Consider the following 12308-nt stretch of genomic DNA (forward strand, 5'->3'; position numbering starts at 1 on the left):
GCCTTTGAAGGTCGAAATCGCTGTCTTTTTGTGGTGGAGTTGGGTTTAAAACTTCCATTTATCAAAATACTTCAAGAAAATCTTACTGATGTTCTTCGCGTCATCAATTCCACGATGATGCATCCCATCCAAATTTAGATTTTCATGCTTAAGAGCATTTGCTAGTCCTATTGCTCTTTTTAACCTATTAATGGTGGCATGTTGATGCTTAAGGCTGATGTGATTGGCAAGCCATCCTTTATCTAATTGATGCAAATCACAATCCTGTTCAAGTTGCTTTTTATCGTAGAAACCCCAACTACATAACATGTATTTTTCATCGGGATTGATCCAATTTTTAAATCGATGTAAAGCCTCCGGGAAATGATCAGCCTGATCAATATCTGACTGCTGAATAGTAGTTAATTCTTGACAAAAATCTGATAAGATGGGATGTATGGCCGGTTTCACAAACGCATTAAATTGATCGATCATTTTAGCTTGTTCGCTGATCTTGACTGCACCAATTTCAATCACCTCTCTTTTTCTATCAGTTTTATTTTTCCAGCACGTTGCCTCTAGATCAAATATTATGTAATTCATTTTTTATAGGGTGTAACGACTCGGCTAAAAAGCGTAGGCTGGACATGTGTAAATATCGGGAAAGTATCTTGCCCTACCAACCTAAACAAGTACCTCAGTAAGCCTATGGATTTAGCATTTGTTACAGCTCGTTTAGTCATTTTTCATAAAGTATTTGCAAACAGTTCCTGGTCGGACCTCCCTAAATGGAAAGTTATTTCTTAACACTTCCTCAAATTCAATGTCATGTTCCCAAGGCGCATTGACCAGACACCAATTCATATCCCAAAATTTTTGATCTGAATTATGATATACAATCATTCCTATGCATTTGTCGAGTTTCTGATCATACTTATGGGCTTCCGTATAATTTAAAAGAGCGTTGTGCCATTTATCCTTATTCTCAAACAAAAAGGGTATAAATACAAAACCACATTTAGTATTGAGGCTTACAATTCTATATGGAATTGTGAATTCTTGATTTTTAGACTTTTCCAAGGAGAGAGTCCAACGTTTTTTGAACTCTCTTAATTCTGCTCTGTGGAGTTTTGCAATTTCTTTTATGATTTGATAATAATCCCGATTTTCGGGGTTCTTAATGATCATGTCTTGGAATCGATCAATTACAAACGAAATATCAAAGCTCTCAAAATCATCCTGTAATCTTGCGAAGTTGTTGATATAGGAGGCATTAATATGGTCAGTTTCTAGAGTTTCAAAGTAGTGTCCCAAAACATATTGTTCCGGCAATGAATTAAGAGATATCTTCTGAGCTTGATAGAATCATTCTCTAAATTTTAAATACTCATGAATTTCAGACGGTGTTACTAGATACTTACAAATCCATGAATAATCCTCCAAATGCAACAGGTGTATCAAACCAGCACTTGAACTTTCATGAAATTTCTGGAATCGAATACTATCGGGTAAATCAGCTGAGTAAATGATAACTTTTTGTTGGAGAGATATTCCTGGCCTCAGAAACATCAAACTCATGCCCCTTTTCATTTTGAACTTTGATTTGCTTAAAGCTATTTAGGTATTCTAGACTGTTTTTTATTTGACCTACTGCAACATTTCTAACCTTCTTTTTGTACCACTTTTCTACTGATCCTGTAGCTTTTTCGTTTCTTCCCTTAATTTGGAAAATAAAAAGAAAATCATCCAGCCATACAAAGTTGTCAGCTAGTTCTACCTCTTCTTTTTGTCGATGGTGGTTGGAATTTATTTTTACTGAATGTGAACTCCTTGAAAAAGAAATTTGCATTTACTGCTGAAATATGTTCTTCTGAAGCCTCCATGTATGAGCTGTAACATCGGTGTAAGGGAAACGCATTCCCCTATTTCTTTTATGGGGTCAATATAACTAATTTAATCTTAAAAATGAATAACAGCGTTTTGTGAGACTTTTAAGGTTTGGTATGGATAGCCAGGCCAGCCTATTCAACTGAGTTGGGGTAACCATGCCGAGCATGGCGGCAACGGGGGGTAGCGTTTTAACTCCAGCTCATGTCAATTATTACTATTCTATTTGCTTTGTCGATATAAACATGACCACCAATAGAACCTTCTTGTCCGTCAATCCAATATTCTACTTGGTCTACTTCGGTCTTTATTGGATCAATATTATTTAGTCCGCTTTGCTCAATCCATTCATTCAGTCCTTCTGAATCACATTGAAATTCAACAATAAATTCTCTTGTAAACATGCTTCCTGCAGTTTCTACCGAAAGAATATCAGCAGATTCTGGAATGTCTGCAAGTCCACCCCAATTCAATGTAGCTTCTATTGCTTCCGCTCTATCCCATGGCATTACAATGTTAGCAAAGTAAGGCACAACGAATAGCCCAATGAATAGAGCAATAACTATTGCCAGTCCTATAAATACACGTATTAATATTTTCTTAAAGGTTTTCATTAGCCCGATCAGATGAAACTATGCTACACATCCGCATAAAGGAAACACATCCCTTTTTTCTGTTATTGGGTCAATCTAACTAATTTAATCTTAAAAACGAATAGCCGCATTTTGTGCGACTTGCGAATAGCCAGGTCTCACGATGCAAAAGAGCTATGGTAGGCATACCTCCATGCTGGGCATGGCGGCAATTGGGGCTAGTTTTTTCTATTTAAATGTTAATTGCCATTGATACTTATCAACCTGTTTAAACGAAGATTCAATTCCCTTAATCCCATTTAGTGATAAAGTGTCGTCAGAAATTATGGTCATTTTATTGAATAAATCATAGTTAGGTTTTATGCCTTGCCCATGCTCTAAAATAAAGTATGAATTCGGTAAAACTTCATATTTAGACACAAGGTTTGTAGAATCAAAGTATATGATTTTGCTACCTTCGCTAAGTGCATATGTTTGTAGAAATGGCATATAAGGTCTTCCATCCCAAGCTTCTTCAAGTGTATTTCGGTTAAATTCAAGAATAATAGAAGAATTGTTCTTTATTGATGAGTCATAGAATGGTTCACATGAAGCAATTATGAAAGTTAAAACTAATATAAGTAATGTATTCTTCATTTTAGCAATAGTGAATATGTAATAGGATTTATGCTTATGAGCTACAACCTCCATGTAACGGTAACACATCCCTTATTTCTTTTGTGGGGTCAATCTAACTAATTTAATGTTAAAAATGAATAGCAACGCTTTGTGAGACTTTTAAGGTTTGATGCATCGCTAGGACAGCCTGTGCAATAGAGCTATGGTAGGCTGACCACCATGCTGAGCATGGCGGCAACGGGGGGTTGTAAGCACCCCAAAATTAGGACTGTTTAAATGTATAGATTTCTAACAATTATTATTATTGAAATCAGGTGTTAATTGTGGGTAACTCGATAGAGTTATCCACTGTTAACGCCCTCTGTGCATACAGCACCGGACTCAAGTCATTCAGACTTTCATGAGGCCTGAAAAAGTTATAGTCATTCATCCACTTTTCAGTAGCTTCACGCACTTCATTTATATCATCAAAAAGATACACATCCAATACATTTCTTCTGAAGGTGCCATTCAGCCTTTCTATGTAGGCATTTTGAGTGGGCTTACCTGGTTGTATATAAATGAAGTCGATTTCGTGCATTTGGCTCCATTCCTTAGTTAATGTTGCAATAAATTCAGGGCCATTATCCATCCTGATCCGCTCAGGTTTGCCTCGACGTTTAATTAAATGGTTTAAAACCCATACTATTTTATTGCTCTTAAGAGAATAGTCAATCTCTATATGTAGCGCTTCCCTGTTAAAATCATCCATTACATTGAAAGATCGAAACTTTCTGCCGTTCAATAGAGCATCACTCATAAAGTCAATAGACCAGGTATGATTGATTACAGGCGGTATTTCCAAAGGCTCTTTCACTCTTGCGGGCAGTCTTTTTTTTGTCTTTCTACGCATACTTAATCCCATGGATTTATAGACTCTATGTACTTTCTTATGATTCCATTGATGCACCTCATTGCGAAGTCGCCTGAAAGCTTTCCAAAAACCTTCTCTGGGAAACTGCTCTGCTTTTTCTTTTAAAGCAGCCATAATAGGCTCATCATTTTTAATAGATGAATAATAATAGACGGATTTGGCAAGATTTAAAACCCGGCACGCCCTGCTGATGCTGATCGCGTAATTAAATTCCCTTTTTATTTCCGTAACTAGCTGCTTATTCTGGCAGGGCTTTAAAGCTTTTTTTCGATAATCTCTTTAGCAAGCTTAAGATCAAGGGCTAATTCCGCATACATGTGTTTAAGCCTGCGATTTTCCTCTTCAAGTTCTTTTAGCTTCCGTAACTCTGAAGCATCCATGCCTCCAAATCGCTGGCGCCACTTGTAGAAGGCTGCCTGACTAACGCCATGCTCACGGCTGATCTCAGCCGCGGTCTTACCTGCATCAAATTCCTTCAAGATGCTGGCAATCTGTTGGGGTGAAAATTTCTTTCGTTTCATAGTGAACAGTTTAAATTTAATTAAATTTTTCTACTTTTAAACTGTCCTATTTTTAGGGGGCCTTACAATACTTCCAAACATTGATCTATCTGTTTCTGGCTCAGCTTCTGCGTTTCTTTGCCTCCCTTTAAATCCTCCATAGTATGATGTGTTTATGGGGTGAAGTTAGTTATTAATATTTGATCAATGCAATAGGCACCAGAATAGCCAGGCTATATTATACAATAAAGCCGTGGTAATCATGCCACCATGCCAAGCATGGCGGCAACGGCGTATCCTGACCGATAAAATTTATTCATAGCATTTATTGTGAGCTCGCTTTCAATGCTTCAAGGCTATCCAAAAGCCACTCTTCGTTTACTCGATTCGTTCTTTTGTTCGTCTCAATTTGGCGCTCCAACAATGGAATGAAGTCTTTATCTCCATAATCTTCTATGCTCTCCAAAATTAAAGATCCATGATCATCTATATTTTCCAGTTCTTTCTTGAGAATTTCCTTAACTCTAGTATCCTTTCGTTTCGACAACCCGGCAATTGCCTCATGTCGCGTTTTTTCGTCCTCATCGTTAATTCGATCCCAAAGAGCATGAATGATTTCCGAGTTGTTAGTTTCTATTTGTGAGCCGATTGCAAATGTTGCCCAGTCTCTAATTTCAGTGTTTTTGTCTCTAGAAAGTTCAATTAGTGTTTCTATAGCCAACGTATTTTCCACACCGCATAGCGCAAAAACTAAACTAACCCTCACACTGGAATATCTGTGGTTTTTGAAGTCTATTAGTTTTGAGATTTGGGTAGTATTTAAGTCTTCATTGTTATGTCCAATGGCATGCAGAATACTATAAAGAACCTTGGGCGATAGTTCGTTTTCAAGAAGTTTGAAGTACAATTTGACTGTTTGAGATTTGTTCAGTCTGGGATCGAAACCTAATTGTGCTAAAACATCTATTCCAATGATTTTTTCATTGTCATTATCAGAATTAGCAAGTTCCGTTGACCTATCATAGACCTCTTGGCTAACTCGTTTCCTCAGCTCACTTATATTATCCCAGTAGGTTTTCTGAGTTTTATTCTCCAACAGATGTTGGAATATTTTATTACTTGTCCAGTTCTTTCTACTCATCTTTTAGGAATGACAAATCTTTCTTTTAACAAAGAGGATGAGTATACAAGAATCAGATTCCCATCAGAATCCTTGTATTCTTGATCAAACTCTAAACCTGCTCCAACGGCATGTTTGCTGAAATATTCTTCGATTGCATTCTTACTTAATGCTATCTGAGGTCGACTTTTGTCTTCGCTATAACCGCTGGCCTGCATTCCTTCGAAGATAGTTCCTAATCTGTGTGCATACACTTCTGATGAATCCTTCTTATTTAACTGTAAATATGAATACCACATAACCATAGTCGCTTTCGCACTTAATGGAAATGTCTCAAGGCACTTGTTCGCTGTTAAGATAGCTTCGCTATATTTCTGTTTATCCATGAGAGAGTCAGCTTTTCTTTCAAGTCGTACATTCTCATTTTTGCCATAACCAGGATGATTTAAGGCCCCATACAATAGTGCCACAGACTCCTGCTCATTCATGTCAAGGGAATCAGAAAGAAATGAGCGCAATAATCTTTTAAAGTAATAGTGGCTGTTTGAGTCTGTTACGGCTTCATTAATGAGGTCAAGGTCTCTGTAAAAACTGACAGTTTTAAATAGTTCCTTGGTGGTTTTATAAGTAGTGCTATTCGATTTCAAATCTTCTTTCTTAAACATTGAACAGCTCGTAAATGCGGCAATAAGTGAAAGAAGACCAGTGGTGTAAAGAGCTTTTTTCATATTTCGGTTAAATGTGCCAATACGTTTCCGCTAAAGCAACACGGATCTACGAAGCGCGTTTCTGTCCAACCGTGAAAAAGCAAACTACGGCTACTTAAGTAACGGTTTTCGAGTCAGCCCTTGTAAATTTCAGCGTGTACTATATGGCCTTTTTTTATTCTTTGTTGTATTCAAAAACATCAATCTTATTAATGATTGGTCTCCAATTCTCGTCTTTAAAAAAGCCATCTATTTGATTAGGCTCGTAAAATTCAACAAAGGACGTGTCATCTTCAGCAAACCAAAAGAGCTGTTCATCTTTTAGCCATTCTAGTTTTGAGTCATAAAGCTTATCTGCTTGTTCAGTTTCCCAAGTATTTGAAGCACAAACATTACATTCATTCTCTTGCTTGTCAATTGCTTTGTATCCACATATTTCGCACGTTTTCAAGACTTCAACGGAACTTGTATGCACAATTCTGATTATCGCAATTCCAAGGACTAGAATTGAAACTATCCCAATGATTTTAGTTTTAGTCGATTTACTTTTAGTCCAACTATACAGTCCGAATCCAATTAATCCACCAAGTCCACCAAGCAGTGCACTAACAAGTGTTTGATTAATTCCTTGTTCTTCAAAATATTCACCTAGTGGCCATAAAAGCGAAACTGGTAATACAGTAAAAAGGGCAAGCCAAATAGGCTCCTTTTTCTTATCGTTCATTTTAATCTTTTCGGTCAGTTTTTTAATGCCACACAACGGGCGCGTTTAAAAATCCGTGCGCCACATTTAATTAAGGGGATGAAGTTAGCAATTTTTACTTTGCTACCTGGACCTGCTACATTTGATTGGACAGTAAGTTAAGCGCATTTGAGTTAAATTTACTAAATATGAAAAGAGTAAGAAGAGAGTTTGACAAGGAGTTTAAACAGATGGCAGTGAACCTGTGCCTGTCAGGAAAAAGTACAAGAGAAGTAGCTGATGAGCTTGGTTTAAGGACTGAGCTGGTTACCCGATGGAAACGTGAATACAATGAGTACAAAGAAGGTAGTTTTTCAGGTCATGGTAATCAGAATTTAACCTCAGAACAAAAGGAGATAGCCCGTTTAAAACGAGAACTGCGTGAAGCCCAACTAGAAAGGGATATTTTAAAAAAGGCAGTAAGCATCTTCTCCAAGGGAGACAACAAATATTCCGGTTCATAAAGGAATACAACCACAGATTTGGTGTTGAGAGGATGTGTAAAGTACTTAAAGTCAGTAGAAGTGGTTTCTATAATTGGAGCAACAGAAGGCCATCAATGAGAAAGTTGGAGAATGAAAAGGTATCCGCATATATCAGGACTATACACAGCAATAGCAGAGGAAGGTATGGTAGCCCGAAGATCACCGAGGAGTTACGAGACCTGGGTTGGCGTATCTCTCGCCCCAGAGTGGCCAGGATCATGCGTAACCAGGGCATTAGAAGTATTATTTGCAGAAAGTTCAGAGGAACTACCACCCAATCAAGACACAACTATCCAGTAGCTAAAAACCTATTAAACAGAGATTTTCAGGCAAACCTTCCGGGGCATAAATGGGTCTCTGATATTACATACATCCCCACTGGTCAAGGTTGGATGTATTTAACCATCATTATGGATTTGTACGATCGAAAGATTATAGGATGGTCATTGAGTAGGTCTATGGCGTGCCATGATACAATATGGCCAGCCTGGAGAATGGCTTTAATTAATAGGCCAATAACAAACCAATTAATATTTCATTCCGACCGGGGAGTGCAGTATGCCACCTATTCTTTTTCAGATCACCTCAAAAGTAAGGGTATACAACAAAGCATGAGTAGAAAAGGTAATTGCTGGGATAATGCTGTGGCAGAAAACTTCTTTAAGATACTGAAGTCAGAACTGGTCAAACATACCAATTTCTATAGTATTCTTCAGGCCAAGAATGACCTGTTCGAATTTATAGAAATATGGTATAATAGAAAAAGAAAACATTCGTACTTAGGATATAAGACGCCTGAACAATTTAATAACCATAACTATTCAAAATGCGCTTAACTTATTGTCCAGTTTTTTGTTGCAAATCCAACCAATGAGTTGATTGCTTTGACTAAAATGGCTTGATACACTCTTTTGCAAAGCTTGCAAAATTGCGGTTAACAAGCTCTCGGCTGGCATGAACCTGCTTAAGCGCATGGTTTTAACATAGTGTTGTGTGCTAATTTTTCAAATATCTTCTTCGATATACTCCTTTACAGTAAAAGTCTGTGATTCTATATCAAAAAAGTGATAAAAAGGTATCCCCCAGTCTGTTTCAGGTTTATTAATGATACCAAAAAACTCAATTGTATCGTTCCTTAATTCGCGAAACCAATAATTATGAAAATCAGCAATCTCTAAGAACTCCGGTCCTGTAAGTGCAATAAAGTCATCTTTTCTAAATACAGTATCTACAAGAGTTTGATTCAAATATTTAATGATTATTTGCTTCTCGCTATCACGGTATTTGTCGATATGTTTGGCTTCTTCAGCTTCAAACTCATTCACTACAAATGAATCAAGATATCGATTTATTATTTTAATTGAGATACTTGAAGATGCAATAATGGTATCAAATTCGGTAATTTCTTTCTCTGAAGGAAAGTATCTTTCAATAACAATTTGATCTTCTACAGATTCTTTTTGAGCAACTTCTTTCGACTCCGTTTTTGTTACTACTGGTTTATGCTCTGACTGTTCCTTTTTAGTAACCGTCTTCTCATTAGAATTACCACTACAGCCTAAAAACAGAAGCCCTATTATAATAATTGAATAAAATTTTATCATTGATTACTTAGTTGCACGACAACGGTTTGGGTAAGAACCGTGGCGTGATTTAGTAGTAGTTCGTTTCGGTTTTCAAAGTAGCGAATTCTTCGAATTCGCGGGCTAGCAAGTAACCGCAAACGAGACTGTCAATTCATCTCTGTCTAAACTTTGGATATAAAGAAATAATGTTTAGACTAAAGAGCAATGAACAAACAAGAGAAAGAAGAATTAAAGGAAAAAGCACTTAAACAATTTTTAAAAGGAGAATCTCTATTTGGTAAGGATGGGGCTTTCAGCCCCATGTTGAAGGAGTTCTTAGAAGAAGCTCTGGAAGCAGAAATGGAGGATCACCTATCCAGTGAAGAAAAAGGACGCTCTCATGGTAATAAGCGCAATGGCAAAGGCCAGAAAACAGTTAAGAGTAGTTTAGGAGACGTTGAGATAAATACTCTTCAAGATCGTCATAGCAGCTTTGAGCCAAGAATAGTAGAGAAACGCCAGCGTATACTGGCAGACAACCTAGAGAAGCAAATAATAGCCATGTATGGGCTAGGTAATAGTTTGAGAGATATTCAAGAGCACATCAAGGAGATGTATGACACAAATATATCAACAGAGGTGTTAAGTGATATCACAGACCGAGTGATCCCTAAAGTAAAGGAGTGGCAAAACAGGCCATTAGAATCGGTCTATTGTATTGTTTGGCTAGATGCCATGCATTTCAAGGTGCGAGATGAAGGTAAGGTGAAGCATAAAGCCCTTTATAATATTTTAGGGATCAATAAGCAGGGCAACAAGGAGATATTGGGCATGTACCTATCAGAAAGCGAAGGAGCTAATTTTTGGCTTCAGATACTTACTGAGCTACAAAATAGAGGCTTGAAAGATATTTTGATAGCCTGCACTGATAACTTGAAAGGTTTTAGTGAAGCGATACACTCCATCTACCCACAAACAGATGTTCAACTTTGTGTAGTTCATCAGATTCGAAATAGCTTGAAATATGTAGCCAGTAAAGAACAGAAAGTGTTTATACAAGATCTTAAATTAGTTTATCAAGCAGACACAAAAGATCAGGCAGAGACTGCTTTATTAGAACTGGAAGAAAAATGGGGAAAGAAATATCCTGTGGTGATACGATCTTGGAATGATAACTGGGAACTACTTAGCACTTATTTCGATTACAGTAAACCCATAAGAAAGTTAATATACACTACAAATCCAGTGGAAGGCTTTCATAGACAAGTAAGAAAAGTTACCAAGAGTAAGGGAGCATTTACCAGTGATATGGCCTTGATGAAATTAGTTTACTTAGTTTGCAGACGTATTGAGAAAAAATGGACTTCACCTTTGCGGAATTGGGGTTTGACGGTGCAGCAATTAGCCATTAGATTTGAGGGAAGATTGGAACTGGAACTAAAAACCAGTCAAACCAAAAAATAAAAAATTCCCTCCCAGGGGCTAGCCCCTGGGAGGGAAGCAGACAGAGATGAGCTAACACTCCCCCGCAAACCTCTCGTGACCTACTTACACGCTATGGTTTCTTACCCATTGTTGTAGCCGTTTTTTTAATTAAATAGCTCTGCGATTTCTGATTCTGGACACTTCTTTAGTTCAATGATTCGCGTAAGTCCTTCCGTTATCTTTATCTTAGATCTATATGATCTGAGCTGACCATGATGGTTGCTAATGGCAATAAGATTTACAGAGGATCCAACAGGGATATTCTTAAATGTGTTACCGTATTTTTTGTCATTCTTTGAGTAGTAATGATTCTGCAAAACAGAATTGATTTCATTGAAAACTAAGTATATGTTACATGTTGTAATTGTAGAATCTTTTAGCTCTACAATTAGGTCTGTTTTTTCTTTAAAATCTATGAACCTATCGCAATTAATCCAGCCAATATTTTCGAGTTCGATTACTTTATATAATTTCGAGTCCAGTGATTTGTTGACGTAAGTTGTGTCCCATATGATAGTAGTATCACTCACTTCAATTGTTCCTTCACTATATTTGTTAACTCCCCACATTTTAATACAGTTAACATCTATATCAATGCTGTCTGTAAGCTTAATATCCGATTTCTCCCAGTTCATTATTCCGTTATCTAATCGTGAGCCATAGAATAAGTTCATTTCTTTCTCAGATGTAATTGGTAATTCGACTTTCAAGTTTTTTCCCTTACTTAGGTTCAGTTTATTTCCTGATTTGTTGAAAAACTCTATGTTATAAGCTCCTCCTGATTCAAGAATTCGTTCGTCTGATATTGTCGGAGCGTTATTAAGCGCAAAGTCAGATTTATTAAATAATTCAATTATTTCTAAACGAATTTCCCCTGTTGGCTATTTCGGTCGGACTATGCCAGTTGTTTCGGTCAAACTATGCCAGTGATTTCGGTGTATCTATGCCACTTTAAGAGTTTCGTAATTTTAGTAAATATTAATGTTTCAACATACCTTTTCTCAAAGATTCTCCTTTGAGATCTATTCTATGAGAAGAGTTAACGAGCCTGTCTAATATGGCATCAGCAATAGTGCCTTCACCAATAATATCATACCAGGCTGATACTGGTATTTGAGAGGAGATTATAGTTGAAGTTTTTCCATGACGATCATCGATAATATCCATAAGTACTTCTCTTGCAATATTGTCCATGCTTTGTAAACCAAAATCATCTAGTATTAAGAGTTGGGCAGAGGTAATTCTTTTAAGTTCTTTGATATAGGTGCCATCTACTTTGGCGAGTTTCATTTTGTTGAACAGGCGAGCTGTTACCTGATAGATGGTGCTATAGCCCATCAGACAAGCTTGTCTGCCTATGGCCTGACTCATAAAGCTTTTGCCTACTCCTGAAGCACCTGTAATAATGATGTTTTCACTTTGCTTGATGAACTGTAAGGAGGACAACCTGTTGAACATGTTTTTATCCAGATTCCTATTTTCAGAGAAGATTATTTCATCCATGTCTGCCTGCTGCTTGAAGGTGGCCTTTTTCATCAGCCGTGTAATCTTCTTATTCTGCCTGTCTTCCCATTCACTTTCAGTGAGTAAGGCCAGATATTCATCTGGGGTGCATTTTTGATAAGCATTGCTGCTGAGTTGTTGTCTGTGCAGTTCAGCCATCGCAGATAGCCTCATGGATTTTAGTTTTTCTATTGTTTGATTATTGTTCATA

Annotated in this window: 15 protein-coding genes; 3 read left to right on the forward strand and 12 right to left on the reverse strand. The window is 37.1% G+C overall.

Annotated features, from left to right (window positions below; genetic code table 11):
* Positions 1-45: 45 nt before the first annotated feature.
* From LVD15_RS00120 to LVD15_RS00160, 9 genes are all read right to left on the reverse strand, one after another.
* Positions 46-582, reverse strand: a complete 537-nt coding sequence (locus LVD15_RS00120) for a 3'-5' exonuclease (protein WP_233778282.1) — start codon at positions 580-582, stop codon at positions 46-48.
* A 132-nt stretch (positions 583-714) separates the two neighbouring features.
* A complete protein-coding gene (locus LVD15_RS00125) occupies positions 715-1311 on the reverse strand; it encodes a hypothetical protein (protein ID WP_233778283.1) in 597 nt (198 codons plus the stop codon).
* Positions 1312-1492: 181 nt separating this feature from the next.
* Positions 1493-1828, reverse strand: a complete 336-nt coding sequence (locus LVD15_RS00130; protein ID WP_233778284.1) for a hypothetical protein — start codon at positions 1826-1828, stop codon at positions 1493-1495.
* 229 nt (positions 1829-2057) lie between these two features.
* Complete coding sequence (locus tag LVD15_RS00135) at positions 2058-2375, reverse strand: hypothetical protein (protein ID WP_233778285.1); 318 nt, start codon at positions 2373-2375, stop codon at positions 2058-2060.
* 312 nt (positions 2376-2687) lie between these two features.
* Positions 2688-3095, reverse strand: coding sequence for a hypothetical protein (locus LVD15_RS00140; RefSeq protein WP_233778286.1), 408 nt, complete (start codon positions 3093-3095; stop codon positions 2688-2690).
* A 292-nt stretch (positions 3096-3387) separates the two neighbouring features.
* Positions 3388-4511 (reverse strand): IS3 family transposase gene (locus LVD15_RS00145; protein WP_233778287.1). Its coding sequence is split into 2 segments (ribosomal slippage): positions 3388-4250 and positions 4250-4511, totalling 1125 coding nucleotides; the frame shifts between segments, so codons are not numbered across the junction.
* A gap of 304 nt (positions 4512-4815) precedes the next feature.
* Positions 4816-5631: a HEAT repeat domain-containing protein gene (locus tag LVD15_RS00150; RefSeq protein WP_233778288.1), complete on the reverse strand. Its 816-nt coding sequence runs from the start codon at positions 5629-5631 to the stop codon at positions 4816-4818.
* On the reverse strand, positions 5628-6338 hold the full coding sequence (locus LVD15_RS00155) for a DUF4919 domain-containing protein (RefSeq protein ID WP_233778289.1): 711 nt from the start codon (positions 6336-6338) through the stop codon (positions 5628-5630). Before LVD15_RS00155 ends, LVD15_RS00150 begins: the two co-directional genes overlap by 4 nt.
* A gap of 154 nt (positions 6339-6492) precedes the next feature.
* Positions 6493-7041, reverse strand: a complete 549-nt coding sequence (locus tag LVD15_RS00160) for a hypothetical protein (protein WP_233778290.1) — start codon at positions 7039-7041, stop codon at positions 6493-6495.
* 167 nt (positions 7042-7208) lie between these two features.
* Here LVD15_RS00160 and LVD15_RS00165 point away from each other — a divergent pair, with 167 nt between their 5' ends.
* Together LVD15_RS00165 and LVD15_RS00170 are read left to right on the forward strand one after the other, a co-directional pair.
* Positions 7209-7523, forward strand: a complete 315-nt coding sequence (locus tag LVD15_RS00165; RefSeq protein ID WP_233777529.1) for a transposase — start codon at positions 7209-7211, stop codon at positions 7521-7523.
* Positions 7520-8380 (forward strand): IS3 family transposase, encoded by an 861-nt coding sequence (locus tag LVD15_RS00170; RefSeq protein ID WP_233780918.1) that lies wholly within the window; start codon positions 7520-7522, stop codon positions 8378-8380. The genes LVD15_RS00165 and LVD15_RS00170 overlap by 4 nt, the downstream gene beginning before the upstream one ends.
* Before the next feature lie 168 nt (positions 8381-8548).
* Here the strand turns inward: LVD15_RS00170 and LVD15_RS00175 are convergent, their stop codons facing one another.
* A complete protein-coding gene (locus LVD15_RS00175; protein WP_233778291.1) occupies positions 8549-9148 on the reverse strand; it encodes a hypothetical protein in 600 nt (199 codons plus the stop codon).
* A 186-nt stretch (positions 9149-9334) separates the two neighbouring features.
* On the opposite strand from LVD15_RS00175, the gene LVD15_RS00180 reads away from it, so the two are divergent.
* Positions 9335-10573, forward strand: a complete 1239-nt coding sequence (locus tag LVD15_RS00180; protein ID WP_233778292.1) for an IS256 family transposase — start codon at positions 9335-9337, stop codon at positions 10571-10573.
* A 125-nt stretch (positions 10574-10698) separates the two neighbouring features.
* Here the strand turns inward: LVD15_RS00180 and LVD15_RS00185 are convergent, their stop codons facing one another.
* Both LVD15_RS00185 and istB read right to left on the reverse strand, forming a co-directional pair.
* On the reverse strand, positions 10699-11229 hold the full coding sequence (locus tag LVD15_RS00185) for a hypothetical protein (RefSeq protein ID WP_233778293.1): 531 nt from the start codon (positions 11227-11229) through the stop codon (positions 10699-10701).
* A 343-nt stretch (positions 11230-11572) separates the two neighbouring features.
* Positions 11573-12307: an IS21-like element helper ATPase IstB gene (gene istB / locus LVD15_RS00190; RefSeq protein WP_233776529.1), complete on the reverse strand. Its 735-nt coding sequence runs from the start codon at positions 12305-12307 to the stop codon at positions 11573-11575.
* Position 12308 lies beyond the last annotated feature (1 nt).

It is taken from the genome of Fulvivirga maritima, assembly GCF_021389955.1.
Taxonomy (GTDB): Bacteria; Bacteroidota; Bacteroidia; order Cytophagales; family Cyclobacteriaceae; genus Fulvivirga; species Fulvivirga maritima.